This window comes from Pseudomonas sp. KnCO4 (assembly GCF_045344305.1).
GTDB lineage: Bacteria > Pseudomonadota > Gammaproteobacteria > Pseudomonadales > Pseudomonadaceae > Aquipseudomonas > Aquipseudomonas anuradhapurensis.
The window spans coordinates 151,288-171,727 of the sequence record NZ_CP174199.1; the positions used below are offsets into that span (position 1 = coordinate 151,288).

General features: G+C 61.2%; 6 protein-coding genes. All 6 read left to right on the plus strand.

Translation table 11 applies throughout. From position 1 onward, the window contains the following. Nucleotides 1-27: 27 nt before the first annotated feature. The 6 genes from ACJA3S_RS00700 to ACJA3S_RS00725 all read left to right on the plus strand — a co-directional run bounded on the left by ACJA3S_RS00700 (nucleotide 28) and on the right by ACJA3S_RS00725 (nucleotide 20,415). Nucleotides 28-15,933 carry a retention module-containing protein gene (locus tag ACJA3S_RS00700; RefSeq protein ID WP_406820543.1) on the plus strand — a complete coding sequence of 5,302 codons (15,906 nt, stop codon included), beginning with the start codon at nucleotides 28-30 and terminating at the stop codon, nucleotides 15,931-15,933. A gap of 257 nt (nucleotides 15,934-16,190) precedes the next feature. After that, the gene (locus ACJA3S_RS00705; protein ID WP_170027728.1) at nucleotides 16,191-16,532 is read left to right on the plus strand and encodes a tryptophan synthase subunit beta; all 342 of its coding nucleotides are present in this window, start codon (nucleotides 16,191-16,193) and stop codon (nucleotides 16,530-16,532) included. A 198-nt stretch (nucleotides 16,533-16,730) separates the two neighbouring features. Then, nucleotides 16,731-17,630 (plus strand): TauD/TfdA dioxygenase family protein, encoded by a 900-nt coding sequence (locus ACJA3S_RS00710; protein WP_406820544.1) that lies wholly within the window; start codon nucleotides 16,731-16,733, stop codon nucleotides 17,628-17,630. 17 nt (nucleotides 17,631-17,647) lie between these two features. Then, nucleotides 17,648-18,667 carry an ABC transporter substrate-binding protein gene (locus ACJA3S_RS00715; RefSeq protein ID WP_170027730.1) on the plus strand — a complete coding sequence of 340 codons (1,020 nt, stop codon included), beginning with the start codon at nucleotides 17,648-17,650 and terminating at the stop codon, nucleotides 18,665-18,667. Nucleotides 18,668-18,673: 6 nt separating this feature from the next. After that, nucleotides 18,674-19,537, plus strand: coding sequence for an ABC transporter ATP-binding protein (locus tag ACJA3S_RS00720; RefSeq protein WP_406820545.1), 864 nt, complete (start codon nucleotides 18,674-18,676; stop codon nucleotides 19,535-19,537). 14 nt (nucleotides 19,538-19,551) lie between these two features. Next, nucleotides 19,552-20,415, plus strand: coding sequence for an ABC transporter permease (locus ACJA3S_RS00725; RefSeq protein WP_406820546.1), 864 nt, complete (start codon nucleotides 19,552-19,554; stop codon nucleotides 20,413-20,415). The last annotated feature ends 25 nt before the right edge of the window (nucleotides 20,416-20,440 follow it).

Consider the following 20,440-nt stretch of genomic DNA (forward strand, 5'->3'; position numbering starts at 1 on the left):
TACCCATCGGGTCACACGGAGAGTCCAATGAGCAGCGTTGTAGCCATCGTCAAAAGTATTGTCGGCCAGGTTATTGCGGTATCCCCAGAGGGCATCCGGCGTGTACTGATTGAAGGGGATCGGCTGTTGGCCGGTGAAGAAGTGCTTACCGGCCCGGGCGGCGCAGTTACGCTGGAGCTGGCCGATGGCCGTTTGCTTGACCTGGGTCGCGATAGCCAGTGGAGCGCTGATGCACCTGACAGCAGCGCCGATCTGAGCCAGGCGACTGCCCAGGCCGCACCGTCGGTGGAGGAACTGCAACAGGCGATCGCTGCCGGTGTCGACCCGACTACCGAGCTGGAAGCGACTGCGGCTGGTCCATCGGCGGCGGGCGGTGGTGGTGCGCTGGGCGGTGGCCACAGCTTTGTCATGCTCGAAGAAACGGCAGGCCGGGTTGATCCTACCGTCGGCTTCCAGACTGAAGGGCTGGGCTTTGCCGCGGCGCCTGGTGACGAAGAGGTTGGCGTGCTGGACACAACCAGCAACAACCTGGTGACCACGCCGCCGACGGAAAGCAATGTCATTACCGACCTGGTTTTGGGTGCTACACCTTCAATCAGCGAAGCGGGCGGCGTAATTGTCTATACCGCCACGGTTGGTCAGGCTCCGACCAGCAATCTGATCGTCACCCTGTCCAATGGTGCCGTCATCGTCATTCCCGCCGGGCAGACCAGCGGTAGCGTTAACGTGGTAGTCCCGGCGAACGACACCCCGTATATCGACGGTGGTCAGATTTCGACGACCGTGACGGGTACCAGCGGAGGCAATGGTTTGACGGTGACAGTGCCGCAAACGCCAGCGGTTACCCAGGTTACCGATACCATCGACACCACGACTGCGACCCTGACGGCTACCCCGTCGGTAACCGAAGGCGGCGTCATCACCTATACCGTGACCCTGAGCAATCCAGCCCAGACCCCGGTAACCGTGACCCTGTCCAACGGGCAGACCATCACCGTTGAAGCCGGCAAGACTCAGGGCAGCGTCGATTTCGAGACCCCGGCGAACGACGTCTACAACAACGGCTCGACCGTCAGCACCACGATTACCGGTGCGACCGGTGGCAACTTCGAGCAGTTGGTTCCGAACCCGACTCCGGCCCAGACCACGATCAATGACTCGGTCGACATTACTACCGCGACCCTGACGGCTACCCCGTCGGTGACTGAGGGTGGCGTCATCACCTACACCGTGACGCTGAGCAACCCTGCTCAGACTCCGGTGACCGTGACCCTGTCCAACGGGCAGACCATCACTGTTGAAGCGGGCAAGACCCAGGGCAGCGTCGACTTCGAGACCCCGGCGAACGATGTCTATAACAACGGCTCGACCGTCAGCACCACGATTACCGGCGCGACCGGCGGTAACTTCGAGCAGCTGACCCCGAACCCGACTCCGGCACAGACCACGATCAACGACTCGGTCGACACCACTACCGCGACTCTGACAGCCACGCCTTCGGTAACCGAAGGTGGCGTCATCACCTACACCGTGACGCTGAGCAACCCTGCTCAGACTCCGGTGACCGTGACCCTGTCCAACGGGCAGACCATCACCGTGGAAGCCGGCAAGACTCAGGGCAGCGTTGATTTCGCGACTCCTGCGAACGACGTCTACAACAACGGCTCGATCGTCAGCACCACGATTACCAGCGCGACCGGTGGTAACTTCGAGCAGCTGACCCCGAACCCGGCCCCGGCTCAGACCACAATCAACGATTCGGTCGACATTACCACTGCGACCCTGACAGCCACTCCTTCGGTAACCGAAGGTGGCGTCATCACTTACACCGTGACGCTGAGCAATCCAGCCCAGACCCCGGTAACCGTGACTCTGTCCAACGGCCAGACCATCACCGTTGAAGCCGGCAAGACCCAGGGCAGTGTCGATTTCGAGACCCCGGCGAACGACGTCTACAACAATGGCTCGACCGTCAGCACCACGATTACTGGTGCAACCGGCGGTAACTTCGAGCAGCTGGCTCCAAACCCGACTCCGGCCCAGACCACGATCAATGACTCGGTCGACATTACTACCGCGACCCTGACGGCCACTCCTTCGGTGACTGAGGGTGGCGTCATCACCTATACCGTGACCCTGAGCAATCCAGCCCAGACTCCGGTGACCGTGACCCTGTCCAACGGCCAGACCATCACCGTTGAAGCGGGCAAGACCCAAGGCAGCGTTGACTTCGCGACCCCAGCGAACGACGTCTACAACAACGGTTCGACCGTCAGCACCACGATTACCGGTGCGACCGGTGGCAACTTCGAGCAGCTGGCCCCGAACCCGGCTCCGGCTCAGACCACGATCAATGACTCGGTCGACATTACTACCGCGACTCTGACAGCCACTCCTTCGGTGACTGAAGGTGGCGTCATCACCTACACCGTGACCCTGAGCAACCCTGCTCAGACCCCGGTAACCGTGACCCTGTCCAACGGGCAGACCATCACCGTGGAAGCCGGCAAGACCCAGGGCAGCGTCGACTTCGAGACCCCGGCGAACGATGTCTACAGCAACGGCTCGACCGTCAGCACCACGATTACCGGCGCAACCGGTGGCAACTTCGAGCAGCTGACCCCGAACCCGGCTCCGGCTCAGACCACGATCAATGACTCGGTCGACACCACCACTGCGACCCTGACGGCTACCCCATCGGTGACCGAAGGTGGTGTTATCACTTACACCGTGACCCTGAGCAATCCGGCCCAGACTCCGGTGACCGTGACCTTGTCCAACGGTCAGACCATCACCGTTGAAGCCGGCAAGACCCAAGGCAGCGTTGACTTCGCGACCCCAGCGAACGACGTCTACAACAACGGTTCGACCGTCAGCACCACGATTACCGGCGCAACCGGTGGCAACTTCGAGCAGCTGACCCCCAACCCGGCCCCGGCCCAGACCACGATCAACGACTCGGTCGACACCACCACCGCGACCCTGACGGCTACCCCATCGGTAACCGAAGGCGGCGTCATCACCTACACCGTGACCCTGAGCAATCCGGCCCAGACTCCGGTGACTGTGACCCTGTCCAACGGGCAGACCATCACTGTGGAAGCCGGCAAGACTCAGGGCAGCGTCGATTTCGCGACTCCGGCGAACGACGTCTACAACAATGGCTCGACCGTCAGCACCACGATTACCGGCGCAACCGGTGGCAACTTCGAGCAGCTGGCCCCGAACCCGGCTCCGGCTCAGACCACGATCAATGACTCGGTCGACATTACTACCGCGACTCTGACAGCCACTCCTTCGGTGACTGAAGGTGGCGTCATCACCTACACCGTGACCCTGAGCAACCCTGCTCAGACCCCGGTAACCGTGACCCTGTCCAACGGGCAGACCATCACCGTGGAAGCCGGCAAGACCCAGGGCAGCGTCGACTTCGAGACCCCGGCGAACGATGTCTACAGCAACGGCTCGACCGTCAGCACCACGATTACCGGCGCAACCGGTGGCAACTTCGAGCAGCTGACCCCGAACCCGGCTCCGGCTCAGACCACGATCAATGACTCGGTCGACACCACCACTGCGACCCTGACGGCTACCCCATCGGTGACCGAAGGTGGTGTTATCACTTACACCGTGACCCTGAGCAATCCGGCCCAGACTCCGGTGACTGTGACCCTGTCCAACGGGCAGACCATCACTGTGGAAGCCGGCAAGACTCAGGGCAGCGTCGATTTCGCGACTCCGGCGAACGACGTCTACAACAATGGCTCGACCGTCAGCACCACGATTACCGGCGCAACCGGTGGCAACTTCGAGCAGCTGGCCCCGAACCCGGCTCCGGCTCAGACCACGATCAATGACTCGGTCGACATTACTACCGCGACTCTGACAGCCACTCCTTCGGTGACTGAAGGTGGCGTCATCACCTACACCGTGACCCTGAGCAACCCTGCTCAGACCCCGGTAACCGTGACCCTGTCCAACGGGCAGACCATCACCGTGGAAGCCGGCAAGACCCAGGGCAGCGTCGACTTCGAGACCCCGGCGAACGATGTCTACAGCAACGGCTCGACCGTCAGCACCACGATTACCGGCGCAACCGGTGGCAACTTCGAGCAGCTGACCCCGAACCCGGCTCCGGCTCAGACCACGATCAATGACTCGGTCGACACCACCACTGCGACCCTGACGGCTACCCCATCGGTGACCGAAGGTGGTGTTATCACTTACACCGTGACCCTGAGCAATCCGGCCCAGACTCCGGTGACCGTGACCTTGTCCAACGGTCAGACCATCACCGTTGAAGCCGGCAAGACCCAAGGCAGCGTTGACTTCGCGACCCCAGCGAACGACGTCTACAACAACGGTTCGACCGTCAGCACCACGATTACCGGCGCAACCGGTGGCAACTTCGAGCAGCTGACCCCCAACCCGGCCCCGGCCCAGACCACGATCAACGACTCGGTCGACACCACCACCGCGACCCTGACGGCTACCCCATCGGTAACCGAAGGCGGCGTCATCACCTACACCGTGACCCTGAGCAATCCGGCCCAGACTCCGGTGACTGTGACCCTGTCCAACGGGCAGACCATCACTGTGGAAGCCGGCAAGACTCAGGGCAGCGTCGATTTCGCGACTCCGGCGAACGACGTCTACAACAATGGCTCGACCGTCAGCACCACGATTACCGGCGCAACCGGTGGCAACTTCGAGCAGCTGACCCCGAACCCGGCTCCGGCTCAGACCACGATCAATGACTCGGTCGACACCACCACTGCGACCCTGACGGCTACCCCATCGGTGACCGAAGGTGGTGTTATCACTTACACCGTGACCCTGAGCAATCCGGCCCAGACTCCGGTGACCGTGACCCTGTCCAACGGTCAGACCATCACTGTGGAAGCGGGCAAGACCCAGGGCAGTGTCGATTTCGAGACCCCGGCCAACGACGTCTACAACAACGGCTCGATCGTCAGCACCACGATTACCAGCGCGACCGGTGGTAACTTCGAGCAGCTGGTTCCGAACCCGGCTCCGGCCCAGACCACGATCAATGACTCGGTCGACACCACCACTGCGACCCTGACAGCCACTCCTTCGGTAACCGAAGGCGGCGTCATCACCTACACCGTGACCCTGAGCAATCCGGCCCAGACTCCGGTGACGGTGACCCTGTCCAACGGCCAGACCATCACGGTCGAGGCCGGCAAGACCCAGGGCAGCGTCGATTTCGCGACTCCGGCGAACGATGTCTACAACAACGGCTCGACCGTCAGCACCACGATTACCGGCGCAACCGGTGGCAACTTCGAGCAGTTGGTCCCGAACCCGACTCCGGCTTCTACCGTCATCAATGACAGCATTGATACCGTCACGGTAAGTATCGTCAGCAATGGCAATGTGACTGAAGATCAGCAGCCGTCCTTTACCGTGAAGGTAAGCCAGGCGCTGGATCGACCATTGACCGTAACCCTGTCTAACGGCGAGACCGTGACCATCGAGGCAGGTAAAACCGAAGTCGAATACAAAACGCCAGCCCAGGGCGATGACGTCATCAAGGACGCCGGCTCTATTACCCTGAGCGTTACTGACGCCACTGTTCCAGGTGCCACTTTCGAGAAGCTGGCCTTGGGTGGCCCAGCTACCGTTGAGATCTCGGATACTATCAGTGAGGTCGTGGCCAAGCTGACCGCCACCCCTTCGGTTACCGAAGGTGGTCAAATCACCTATACCGTGACCTTGACCAACCAAGACGGCCTGCCAATCGACAAGCACGGTGCACTGACCTTCACGCTGAACGACGGCACTACCATTACCGTGCCGGCGAACAGCACTACCGGCAGCACCACTGTCACTGCGCCGGACAACGTCTACGTCGGTGCCAACGACCCTGTGATCAAGTCGATCGCCTCGGTCAGCGGCAACGATGTCGGCAAGTTCGAGCAACTGACCCTGGACAAGACCCCCGTCAGCACCACTGTCACTGACGAACCGGGTACTCCGGGCAACGAAGGCGACCTGGTCAAGGTCACCATCACCGCCGACCAGCCTTCGGTGGCCGAGAACGTCAAGCCGACCTTCACCGTGCATATCAACCAGGCCCTGGCCCACGACCTGGTCGTGACCCTGAGCAACAATGCCCAGGTCACCATCAAGGCGGGTGAAACCAGCGCAGCATACGAGCACGCGGCCCAAGGCGATGACGTCTACAAGGACTCGGGTGAACTCAGCCTGGGTATCAACTCCGCTGTTGATGTCGATGGTCGTACCTTCGAAAACCTGCAGCTGGGCGATGCCGCCAAGGTTCAGGTCACCGACACCACTGACGAAGTGGTGGCCAAGCTGACTGCGACTCCTTCGGTTACCGAAGGTGGTGACATCACCTACACCGTGACCCTGACCAATAAAGACGGCCTGCCGATCGACAAGCACGGTGCGCTGACCTTTACGCTGAACGATGGCACTACCATCACCGTTCCGGCGAACAGCACTACCGGCAGCATAAATGTCACTGCGCCAGACAATGTCTACGCAGGTGCCAATGATCCGGTTGTTAAGTCCATCGCCACCGTTGATGGCGTTGACGCCGGCAAGTTCGAGCAACTGACTCTGGACAAGACCCCGGTCAGCACCACGGTCACCGACGAGCCAGGTACGCCGGGCAACCCAGGCGGCAATAACGAAGGCGACCTGGTCATGGTCACTATCACTGCCGACCAGCCTTCGGTGGCCGAGAACGTCAAGCCGACCTTCACCGTGCACATCAATCAGGCCCTGGCCCACGACCTGGTCGTGACCCTGAGCAACAATGCCCAGGTCACCATCAAGGCGGGTGAAACCAGCGCAGCGTACGAGCACGCGGCCCAAGGCGATGATGTCTACAAGGACTCGGGCGAACTCAGCCTGGGCATCAAGTCCGCTGTGGATGTCGATGGCCGTACCTTCGAAAACCTGCAGCTGGGCGATGCCGCCAAGGTTCAGGTCACCGACACCACTGATGAAGTGGTGGCCAAACTGACCGCAACGCCGTCGGTTACCGAAGGCGGCGAGATTACCTACACCATCACGCTGACCAATAAAGACGGCTTGCCGATCAACAACCACTCGGAGCTGTACTTCAAGCTGACCGACGGTACTACCGTCGTCGTGGCAGCCAACAGCACCACCGGTTCGGCTACTGCAGCTGCGCCAGACAACGTTTACGTCGGTGCCAACCAACCGGTGGTCAATGCCATCGAGGCGGTCAGCGGCGCAGATGTCTGGAAGTTCGAAAATCTGAATCTGGACAAGACTCCGGTCAGCACTTCCGTCACCGACGAGCCGGGTACCCCGGGCAACGAAGGCGACCTGGTCAAAGTAACCATCACCGCCGACCAGCCTTCGGTGGCTGAAAACGTCAAACCGACCTTCACGGTGCACATCAACCAGGCTCTGGCCCATGACCTGGTCGTGACCCTGAGCAACAATGCCCAGGTCACCATCAAGGCGGGTGAGACCAGTGCAGCATACGAGCATGCTGCGCAGGGGGATGACGTCTACAAGGACTCGGGTGAACTCAGCCTGGGCATCAAGTCCGCGGTGGACGCCGATGGCCGTACCTTCGAAAACCTGCAGCTGGGCGATGCCGCCAAGGTTCAGATCACCGACACCACTGATGAAGTGGTGGCCAAACTGACCGCAACACCGTCGGTTACCGAAGGCGGCGAGATCACCTACACCATCACGCTGACCAATAAAGACGGTCTGCCGATCAACAACCACTCGGAGCTGTACTTCAAGTTGAGTGATGGCACCACAGTCGTCGTGGCAGCCAACAGCACTACCGGTTCGGCCACCGCAACCGCGCCGGATAACGTCTATGTCGGTGCCAACCAACCGGTGGTCAATGCCATCGAGGCGGTCAGCGGTGCAGATGTCTGGAAGTTCGAAAACCTCAATTTGGATAAAACTCCGGTCAGCACCACTGTCACCGATGAGCCGGGTACTCCGGGCAACGAAGGCGACCTGGTCAAGGTCACCATCACTGCCGACCAGACATCGGTGGCCGAGAACGTCAAGCCGACCTTCACCGTGCACATCAACCAAGCACTGGCTCACGATCTGGTCGTGACCCTGAGCAACAATGCCCAGGTCACCATCAAGGCGGGTGAAACCAGCGCAGCGTACGAGCACGCGGCCCAAGGCGATGACGTGTACAAGGATGCGGGCGAAGTCAGCCTGGGCATCAAGTCCGCGGTGGACGCCGATGGCCGTACCTTCGAAAACCTGCAACTGGGCGATGCGGCCAAGGTTCAGGTCACTGACACCACCGACGAAGTGGTGGCCAAGCTGACCGCCACCCCTTCGGTTACCGAAGGCGGCGTAATCACCTACACCGTGACCCTGACCAACAAAGACGGGCTGCCGATCGACAAGCACGGCGCGCTGACCTTCACGCTGAACGATGGCACCACCATCACCGTGCCAGCCAATGGCACGACCGGTTCGGCCACTGTCACCGCTCCGGACAACGTCTATGTCGGTACCAATGACCCTGTGATCAAATCGATCGCCTCGGTCAGCGGCACCGACGTCGGCAAGTTCGAGCAACTGACTCTGGACAAGACGCCCGTCAGCACCACTGTCACTGACGAGCCGGGTACTCCGGGCAACGAAGGCGATCTGGTCAAGGTCACCATCACCGCCGACCAGCCTTCGGTGGCCGAGAACGTCAAGCCGACCTTCACCGTGCACATCAACCAGGCACTTGCCCACGATCTGGTCGTGACCCTGAGCAACAATGCCCAGGTCACCATCAAGGCGGGTGAAACCAGCGCAGCGTACGAGCACGCGGCCCAAGGCGATGATGTCTACAAGGACTCGGGCGAACTCAGCCTGGGCATCAAGTCCGCGGTGGACGCCGATGGCCGTACCTTCGAAAACCTGCAGTTGGGCGATGCCGCCAAGGTTCAGGTCACCGACACCACTGACGAAGTGGTGGCCAAACTGACCGCCACCCCTTCGGTTACCGAAGGTGGTGACATCACCTACACCATCACCCTGACCAACAAAGACGGCCTGCCGATCGACAAGCACGGTGCGCTGACCTTCACCCTGAACGACGGCACGACCATCACCGTTCCGGCGAACAGCACCACTGGCAGCACCACTGTCACTGCGCCAGACAATGTCTACACCGGTGCCAACGATCCGGTTGTGAAGTCCATCGCTACCGTTGATGGGGTTGATGCCGGCAAGTTCGAACAGCTGACTCTGGACAAGACGCCTGTCAGCACCACTGTTACCGACGAGCCAGGTACTCCGGGCAACCCAGGCGGCAACAACGAAGGTGATCTGGTCAAAGTCACCATCACTGCCGACCAGCCTTCTGTGGCCGAGAACGTCAAGCCGACCTTCACCGTGCACATCAACCAGGCCCTGGCCCACGACTTGGTCGTGACTCTGAGCAACAATGCCCAGGTCACCATCAAGGCGGGTGAGACCAGCGCAGCGTACGAACACGCGGCCCAAGGCGATGACGTCTACAAGGACTCGGGTGAACTCAGCCTGGGCATCAAGTCCGCCGTGGACGCCGATGGCCGTACTTTCGAAAACCTGCAACTGGGCGATGCGGCCAAGGTTCAGGTCACCGACACCACTGACGAAGTGGTGGCCAAGCTGACCGCCACCCCTTCGGTTACCGAAGGCGGTGTAATCACCTATACCGTGACCCTGACCAACAAAGACGGCCTGCCGATCGACAAGCACGGTGCGCTGACCTTCACCCTGAACGACGGCACGACCATCACCGTTCCGGCGAACAGCACCACCGGCAGCACCACTGTCACTGCGCCAGACAACGTCTATGTCGGCGCTAACGATCCTGTGGTCAAATCGATCGCTTCGGTCAGCGGCACCGACGTCGGCAAGTTCGAGCAACTGACTCTGGACAAGACGCCGGTCAGCACCGCCGTTACCGACGAGCCGGGTACTCCGGGCAACCCTGGCGGCAACAACGAAGGTGACCTGGTCAAAGTCACCATCACTGCCGACCAGCCTTCGGTGGCCGAGAACGTCAAACCGACCTTCACCGTGCACATCAACCAGGCACTGGCTCACGACCTGGTCGTGACCCTGAGCAACAATGCCCAGGTCACCATCAAGGCGGGTGAGACCAGCGCAGCGTACGAACACGCGGCCCAAGGCGATGACGTCTACAAGGACTCGGGTGAACTCAGCCTGGGTATCAAGTCCGCTGCGGACGCCGATGGCCGTACCTTCGAAAACCTGCAACTGGGCGATGCGGCCAAGGTTCAGGTCACCGACACCACTGACGAAGTCGTGGCCAAGCTGACTGCGACGCCGTCGGTTACCGAAGGCGGCGTAATCACCTACACCGTGACCCTGACCAACAAAGACGGCCTGCCGATCGACAAGCACGGCGCGCTGACCTTCACGCTGAACGACGGCACCACCATCACCGTGCCAGCCAATGGCACGACCGGTTCGGCCACTGTCACCGCTCCGGACAACGTCTATGTCGGCGCTAACGACCCTGTGGTCAAATCGATTGCTTCGGTCAGCGGCAACGATGTCGGCAAGTTCGAGCAACTGACCCTGGACAAGACCCCCGTCAGCACCACCGTCACCGACGAGCCAGGTACTCCAGGCAACGAAGGCGATCTGGTCAAGGTGACCATCACTGCCGACCAGCCTTCGGTGGCCGAGAACGTCAAGCCGACCTTCACCGTGCACATCAACCAGGCCCTGGCCCACGATCTGGTCGTGACTCTGAGCAACAATGCCCAGGTCACCATCAAGGCGGGTGAGACCAGCGCAGCGTACGAACACGCGGCCCAAGGCGATGACGTCTACAAGGACTCGGGTGAACTCAGCCTGGGCATCAAGTCCGCCGTGGACGCCGATGGCCGTACTTTCGAAAACCTGCAACTGGGCGATGCGGCCAAGGTTCAGGTCACCGACACCACTGACGAAGTCGTGGCCAAGCTGACTGCGACGCCGTCGGTTACCGAAGGCGGCGTAATCACCTACACCGTGACCCTGACCAACAAAGACGGCCTGCCGATCGACAAGCACGGCGCGCTGACCTTCACGCTGAACGACGGCACCACCATCACCGTGCCAGCCAATGGCACGACCGGTTCGGCCACTGTCACCGCTCCGGACAACGTCTATGTCGGCGCTAACGACCCTGTGGTCAAATCGATTGCTTCGGTCAGCGGCAACGATGTCGGCAAGTTCGAGCAACTGACCCTGGACAAGACCCCCGTCAGCACCACCGTCACCGACGAGCCAGGTACTCCAGGCAACGAAGGCGATCTGGTCAAGGTGACCATCACTGCCGACCAGCCTTCGGTGGCCGAGAACGTCAAGCCGACCTTCACCGTGCACATCAACCAGGCCCTGGCCCACGATCTGGTCGTGACTCTGAGCAACAATGCCCAGGTCACCATCAAGGCGGGTGAGACCAGCGCAGCGTACGAACACGCGGCCCAAGGCGATGACGTCTACAAGGACTCGGGTGAACTCAGCCTGGGCATCAAGTCCGCCGTGGACGCCGATGGCCGTACTTTCGAAAACCTGCAACTGGGCGATGCGGCCAAGGTTCAGGTCACCGACACCACTGACGAAGTGGTGGCCAAGCTGACCGCCACCCCTTCGGTTACCGAAGGCGGCGTAATCACCTACACCGTGACCCTGACCAACAAAGACGGCCTGCCGATCGACAAGCACGGTGCGCTGACCTTCACCCTGAACGACGGCACGACCATCACCGTTCCGGCGAACAGCACCACCGGCAGCACCACTGTCACTGCGCCAGACAACGTCTATGTCGGCGCTAACGACCCTGTGGTCAAATCGATTGCTTCGGTCAGCGGCAACGATGTCGGCAAGTTCGAGCAACTGACCCTGGACAAGACCCCCGTCAGCACCACCGTCACCGACGAGCCAGGTACTCCAGGCAACGAAGGCGATCTGGTCAAGGTGACCATCACTGCCGACCAGCCTTCGGTGGCCGAGAACGTCAAACCGACCTTCACCGTTCACATCAACCAGGCCCTGGCCCACGATCTGGTCGTGACCCTGAGCAACAATGCCCAGGTCACCATCAAGGCGGGTGAGACCAGCGCAGCGTACGAACACGCGGCCCAAGGCGATGACGTCTACAAGGACTCGGGTGAACTCAGCCTGGGCATCAAGTCCGCGGTGGACGCCGATGGCCGTACCTTCGAAAACCTGCAACTGGGCGATGCGGCCAAGGTTCAGGTCACCGACACCACTGACGAAGTGGTGGCCAAGCTGACCGCCACCCCTTCGGTTACCGAAGGCGGCGTAATCACCTACACCGTGACCCTGACCAACAAAGACGGGCTGCCGATCGACAAGCACGGTGCGCTGACCTTCACCCTGAACGATGGCACCACCATCACCGTGCCAGCCAATAGCACGACCGGTTCGGCTACTGTCACCGCTCCGGACAACGTCTATGTCGGCACCAATGACCCTGTGATCAAATCGATCGCCTCGGTCAGCGGCACCGACGTCGGCAAGTTCGAACAGCTGACCCTGGACAAGACCCCGGTAAGCACCACCGTGACCGATGAGCCAGGCAGCGGCCAGGGCGATGTCACCACGGTTGGCATCAGCGGTAGTACGTCGCTGACCGAAGGCGAAACCGGCCACTACACGCTGGCCCTGAGCAACCCGTCGAAGTCTGAGGTAACCATTACCCTCAGCTACAGCGGCACTGCCAAGAATGGCGAGGACTTCACCGGTGTCACCACCGTGAAGATCCCGGCCAACAGCACCGGCACCACCTTCGACATCGCGACCATCGACGACAAGCTTGTCGAGGGCACCGAGAACTTCACCGTGAAGATCGAAAGTGCTACCGGTGGCAGCTTCGAAAACCTGAAGGTCGACAGCAGCAATGCCAGCGTGACCACGGCCATCCTCGACAATGACCACTTGCCGGTTTCGCCTGGCGGTGCAGTGTTTGGCGTGGAAGACACCGACTATGTGTTTGCCTGGGGCGATTTCAAAGTCACCGATGCCGATACCAACACCGGCTTGTCCGTGACCATTACCTCGCTCCCGGCCGCGGGTAGCCTGCAGTTCTTCAACGGTACAACGTGGGTGAACGTGACCGTTGGCCAAGTGGTCAGCCAGGCTGACATTACGGCCAACAACCTCAAGTTCGTTCCGGCTCCCAACCAGTCAGGTACGGACAACTACGGAGGGAATGGCGTAGGTAACCAGCAGGCCGACTACGCGCAGTTCAAGTTCAAGCCGAACGATGGCACCAACCTGGGCAGTGAAGTGACCATGAAGGTCGACATCAGCCCGGTTGCCGACAAGCCGACCCTGAGCTTCGGCAGCGCCGAGATCGAGTCCAAAGGCCTGACCAAGGAAGTGTGGACCAGCCTCAAAGGCCTGGGTACCGACGGTAGTGGCATCACCGGTGACGCCCTGAAGACGGTCTTTGCCAACTCCGGCAATGCCAACGCCAGCAGCACCACCACCAATGTGCAGTCCGACGGCAGCGTCAGTGCTGGTACCGGCTCGAAAACCTCCGGCCTGATCTATCTGGAAGCCGGCAAGACCTACAACTTCAGCGGCACTGCCGACGACAGCTTCGTGGTCACCATCGGTGGCAAGACCGTGGTCACCGCCACCTGGGGCGCGGGTGGCCAGGTTTCGGGCAGCTTCACGCCGAACACCAGTGGCTACTACCCGATCGAGGTCTACCATGCCAACCAGAGCGGGCCAGGCAGCTATGACCTGAACATCCAGGTCGGCTCGGGTGCTGTCACCGACCTGAGCAGCTCGAACATCAAGATGTACCAGAACGTGACCGAGATGGCCAACGCCGGCCTGGGCGTGTCCGACCTGCACACCGTCAATGGCCAGAGCTACTACGACGGCTACAAGCTCAATGAAGGGCCGGAAGGTGGTTCGGTGAAACTGGTCGGTATCTCGACGGCGCTGACCGATACCGACGGTTCCGAAAGCCTGAGCGTGTCCCTCAGTGGCATTCCGAAAGGCACCGTGCTGAGCGATGGCGCAGGCCACACTGTCACGGTCGGTACGGGCCCCGTAGACGTGACCGGCTGGAAGCTCAGCAGCCTGACGCTGACTCCACCGGCCTACTTCAAAGGTTCGTTCGACATCACGGTCACCTCGGTCGCGACCGAAAGCGTGGGCGGTTCGGCTGTCACCACCGGTAATATTCCGGTGACCGTATACGCTGCCACCTACAAAGCCAACGTTGGTACTTCGGGCAACGATGCGATGACCGGCAGCGAAGGCAACGACATCATGGTCGCCGACGTATCCGGCCTGAACGTGGTGCAAGGCAAGAACTACAACATTGCCTTTATCGTCGACAGCTCGGGCAGCATGAGCGACAAGTCGCTTTCCGATGCGAAGACCCAGCTCGCCTCGGTGTTCAATACGCTCAAGGCCAGCCTGGGTTCGGACACGTCGGGCACGGTCAACATCTTCCTGGTCGACTTCGACACCCAGGTCAAGCAGAACGTGGCGGTGAACCTTGCCGACCCGAATGCCCTGAGCAAACTGCAGTCCGTGTTGAACTCCATGGCGAGCGGTGGTGGTACCAACTACGAAGACGTGTTCAAGGCCACCGCCAACTTCTTCAAGAGCACCATGGCCAGCGGTAATGCCAATGCCGAGAACCTGACCTACTTCATCACCGATGGCAAGCCGACCTACTACCAGAGCGGGGAGAGCACCAACCCGCGGCTGTGGACCAACGGCAAATACCTGGATGACGTGGTCAACGTCAACAACTACAAGCTTGGCGACACCTTCAGCGTTTGGGCCGACGCCACTCACAAAGTCGAGATCAGCAGCAGTGGCTCGGTCAAGGTGCTGACCTACGGCGAGAACAAGCGCGGTGAATTGGTGCTGCAGTCCACCAGCACCGTCGGAACCCTGCATGCCCAGGGCGACGGCACCTACGAGTTCTCCAGCCTGGACGGTTCGGGCTACGGTGAGTACTGGAACTACCAGGAGTCGGCAGCAGGCACTACCGCCAGCTTCAACCTGCTCGGTGGCACCAATGGCGTGAGTAAAGTGCAGGCGATTGGCTTGAACAGCGATGTCACGCTGAACGATCTGAAACCGTACGACTCTGCTGGCAAGCCTCAAGCAGGCATCGATCCGTCCGACCTGGCCAAGGCGATTCTCGGCCATTCCGAGGCGACCTTGCCGGGCGCTGACAGCCTTGATGGCGGCAACGGCAACGACATCATCTTCGGTGACCTGATTACCCTCAACGGTGTCGTCAGCGAAGGCTACCAGGCGCTGCAGACCTATGTGGCACAGAAGAGCGGTGTCGAAGCCAGTGCCGTCACCACCAGCAATGTCCACCAGTACATTACCGAGCACTACAACGAGTTCGATATTTCTGGTGCCAACGACGGCCACGACTTCCTGTCGGGCGGCAATGGCAATGACATCCTCTTTGGCCAGGGGGGTAACGACACGCTGGATGGTGGCAAAGGTAACGACATCCTGCTGGGCGGTACCGGCAACGACACCCTCATCGGAGGCCAGGGTAACGATATCCTGATCGGCGGAAGCGGTGCCGACACCTTCGTGTGGAAGGCTGGTGACATCGGCAACGATGTGATCAAGGACTTCAAGGTGGCCGAGGGCGACCGGATCGACCTGAAGGACCTGCTCCAGGGCGAGAAGGGCAGCACCATCGACAACTACCTGAAGCTCACCACGGTGGAAGGCACGACGACGCTGCAGGTCAGCAGCGAAGGCAAGCTGAACGCCGAAGGTGGTATCGCCAATGCTGATGTGACCATCAAGCTGGAAGGGGTGAACTGGTCCAACACCACGATCAACTCGTTGATCAGCGGTGCCGACCCGACCATCATCATCCACAACAAGGACAGCTGATAGCCGACGAGCCGGCTGGCGCGCCCTGTAGGGCGGCCTTGTGTCGCGAAAGGGTTGCGGAGCGGCCCCGGGGTTTCGGCAACGATGCTGAAAATCGCTGGGGCCGCCTTGCGGCCTTTTCGCGACACAAGGCTGCCCTTACGGGCCTTTCCCGCGACCCCTGCGACAGCGCATACTCTGGCGCCATGCCTGCGTGCCCGGCAATCTTTGCCTATGCTGCTGCCTACCAACAAGGAACCAATGTGACGAGGGACGCCATGTTCTATGTGCAACGCGATGCTGCCGGCCAGTTGCGGCGGGTAGAGGCAGCCGCTTTCGACGAGTTCACAGAAATGCTCCCTGCCGACCATGCCGATATCCAGGCCTGGTTCGCCGACGACATTGTCGAAAACAGCCTCAACCAGCTCAAGCAAAGCGACCTCGACATGATCCGGGTGCTCGAGGACCTGATCGACGTGCTGACTGCCAAGGGGGTCTTCAAGATCACCGACCTGCCTCCCGGGGCGCAGGCCAAGCTGCTTAATCGTTCCACGGCGCGCAAGGCGCTCAGCAGCCTGAACAACCTTATCGAAGAAGAAGAGCAGGGCGGCCTGATCTGATCGGGGAACAGGCAAATGCCAGTGCTATGTTTATTCTTTAAAGTTATTTAAAATATAGCTTTTATGCATTTATAGTCACTTCCACTGCGTACCCGTCGACCAATCGGCGCGCCGCACGACTTGAACCCACACGGGAAATCCCCGTGCGTTTCTGATCGTTGCGCGCCATTGATGTCGCGCACTGCGTGGGAGTTAAAAATGTCAGCCGCCTCGAACGCCTTGTCGATCATCGACAGCGCCCAGCCGCAACGCTTCGAAATCCGCCCGTTCTCCGCTGCCACAGGCGCCGAGGTCATCGGCCTGGACCTGGCTCAACCGGTCAACGCCGAAGATTTCGCCCGTATCCACCGTGCCCACCTCGACCATCATGTGCTGGTGTTCCGCGACCAGCGCATCAGCCCCGATCAGCAGATCGCCTTCAGCCGCCGCTTCGGCGAGTTGCAGATCCACGTACTCAAGCAGTTCCTGCTCGCCGGCCACCCCGAGATCCTGATCGTATCCAACATCATCGAGGATGGCCGCAACATTGGCCTGGGGGATGCTGGCAAGTTCTGGCATTCGGACCTGTCGTACAAGGAACTGCCAAGCCTCGGTTCCATGCTGCATGCCCAGGAGCTGCCCAGCGAGGGCGGCGATACCCTGTTCGCCGATATGCACAAAGCCTGGGACGCCGTCCCCGAAGCCTTGCGCAAGGTGGTCGAGGGCCGCAGTGCCGCGCACTCCTACACGGCCCGTTATGCCGAGACCAAGTTCGAAGGCAACTGGCGCCCGACCCTGACCGTAGAGCAGCTGGCGCAGGTTCAGGAAGTCATCCACCCGGTCGTCCGTACCCACCCGGAAAACGGCCGCAAGGCGCTGTTCGTCAGTGAAGGCTTCACCACCCGCATCGTCGGCCTGCCAGACGACGAAAGCCGCGACGTGCTGCAACAGCTGTATGCCCTGAGCGTGCTGGAACAGAACATCTACCGCCACCAGTGGCAGCCCCACGACCTGGTGTTCTGGGATAACCGCTCGCTGATCCACCTGGCCACCGGCTGCCCCGCACACCTGCGTCGCAAGCTGTACCGCACCACTATCCAGGGCGATGCCCCGTTTTGACGACCGAGGAACCCAACATGCGCAAATCCATCAGCCGCCTGGCGGCAAGCATCGGCCTGGGCGCGAGCCTGGTTGTCGGCAGCCTGGCCGCCCCTGCTGCGGCGCAGGCAGAAGGCAAGATCCGCATCGCCGAGCAGTTCGGTATCGTCTACCTGCTGCTCAACGTCGTGCGGGACCAGCACCTGATTGAAAAACATGGCAAGGCGCAGGGCATCGACATCGAAGTCGACTGGGCCCAGCTATCCGGTGGTTCGGCCATCAATGACGCCTTGCTGTCCGGCTCGGTGGATATCGCCGGCGCCGGCGTCGGCCCGCTGCTGACGGTATGGGACCGTACCCTGGGCCGGCAGAACGTCAAGGCTGTGGCCTCGCTGGGCAACTTCCCGTATTACCTGGTCAGCAGCAACCCCAACGTCAAGACCATCGCCGACATCTCCGACAAGGACCGCATCGCCGTGCCGGCGGTAGGCGTTTCGGTGCAGTCGCGCTTCCTGCAATACGCTGCCGCCCAGCAATGGGGTGACAAGCAATACGACCGCCTCGACAAGTACACCCTGGCCGTGCCGCACCCGGATGCCACCGCCGCGTTGCTGGCCGGCGGCACCGAGCTCAACGGGCATTTCTCCAACCCGCCGTTCCAGGACCAGGTGCTGGCCAACAAGGCCGTGCACGTGGTGCTCAACAGCTACGACCTGCTCGGCCCCAACTCGCCGACCTTGCTGTTTGCCACCGAGAAATTCCGCAAGGACAACCCCAAGACCTACAAGGCCTTCGTCGATGCGCTGGCCGAGGCTGCCGACTTCGCCCAGAACGACAAGGCAGCGGCTGCCGACACCTATATCCGCGTGACCAAGGCCAAGATCGACCGCGACACGCTGATCAAGCTGATCGACAACCCGCAGTACGAATTCACCATCACGCCAAAAAACACCTACAAACTGGCCGACTTCCTCTATCGGGTGGGCGCCATCAAGCACAAGCCGGAATCGTGGAAGGACTATTTCTTCCAGGATGAACGCCCGCTGCAGGGGAGCTGACCGATCATGACCGCCCCTTTGCCAGGCCACACGGCCAGCAACCTGAGCCATGTCGCCACGCCGCCTTTGCTCAAGGTGGACAACCTCAGCCTCGAATACCGCACTGCGCAGCGCGTGGTGCGGGCCACCCACCAGGTCAGCTTCGAAGTCGACCGTGCCGACCGGTTCGTGCTGCTCGGCCCCTCTGGTTGTGGCAAGTCCACCTTGCTCAAGGCGGTGGCTGGCTTCATTTCGCCCCAGGAAGGGCAGATCCTGCTGCAGGGCCAGGCAGTCAGAGGCCCGGGCCCCGATCGCATCGTGGTGTTCCAGGAGTTCGACCAGTTGCCGCCCTGGAAGACAGTGAAGCAGAACATCATGTTCCCGCTGCTGGTATCGGGCCAACTCAAGCGCGCGGAGGCCGAGGAGCGGGCGCTGCATTATCTGGACAAGGTCGGCCTGGCGGCCTTCGCCGATGCCTACCCGCACACCCTGTCGGGCGGCATGAAGGCTCGCGTGGCCATTGCCCGGGCCTTGGCCACGCAGCCGAAGATCCTGCTGATGGATGAGCCGTTTGCCGCACTCGATGCGCTGACCCGACGCAAGATGCAGGAAGAACTGTTGCTGTTGTGGGAGGAGGTGCGCTTCACCTTGCTGTTCGTCACCCACTCCATCGAAGAAGCGCTGGTGGTCGGCAACCGCATCCTGCTGTTGTCGCCACACCCGGGGCGGGTACGGGCCGAAGTGCACAGCCACCAATACGACCTGGGCAGCCTGGGCGGCAGCGACTTCCAGGCCAGTGCCCGGCGCATCCACCGTTTGCTGTTTGACGAGGCGGACGCGCCGGAACCGGCTGGCGACCTTGGCTTCAACGATATCCGCATCGCCTACTGACAGGAGCTTCAGCCATGACCACTACCCCTGTACGCCAGGAATACGAGGTGCAACTGCAGCCCCTGCTCAGTGTGCCCGTGGAACGTCAACTGCCGTTGCTGCAGCGTCTGTGGCAGCAAGGCTGGTTGCGCAAGGCGGTCATTCTGCTGGTGATTGCCGTGCTCTGGGAGGCCGTGGCCCGCTACCAGGCCAACGACCTGTTGCTGCCGAGCTTTGTGCAAACCGCCGTCGCCTTGTGGGACGGCCTGTTCAGCGGTGAACTGCCAACCAAGGTCGGCGTCTCGCTGGTGATTTTGCTCAAGGGTTATGTGCTGGGCATCGTCCTGGCCTTTGGCCTGACCAGCCTGGCGGTGTCGACCCAGTTGGGACGTGACCTGCTGGGCACATTGACCTCGATGTTCAACCCGCTGCCGGCAATTGCCCTGCTGCCATTGGCCTTGCTCTGGTTCGGGTTGGGTGACAACAGCCTGATCTTCGTGCTGGTGCACTCGGTGCTATGGGCGTTGGCGCTCAATACCTATGCCGGCTTCCTCGGCGTGTCGGAGACGCTGCGCATGGCTGGTCGCAACTATGGCCTGAAAGGACTGCGGCTGGTGCTGCACATCCTGGTGCCGGCAGCGCTGCCGTCGATCCTGTCGGGGTTGAAGATCGGCTGGGCGTTTGCCTGGCGCACCTTGATCGCCGCCGAGCTGGTGTTCGGTGCCAGCAGCGGCAAAGGTGGGCTGGGCTGGTACATCTTCCAGAACCGCAACGAGCTTTACACCGACAAGGTATTCGCCGGGTTGGCGGTGGTGATCCTGATCGGCCTGCTGGTGGAAGGGCTGGTGTTCAATACCCTGGAGCGGCTGACCGTGCGGCGATGGGGGATGCAGCGCTAACAGCAAGCCTGTACCGGCCCTTCGC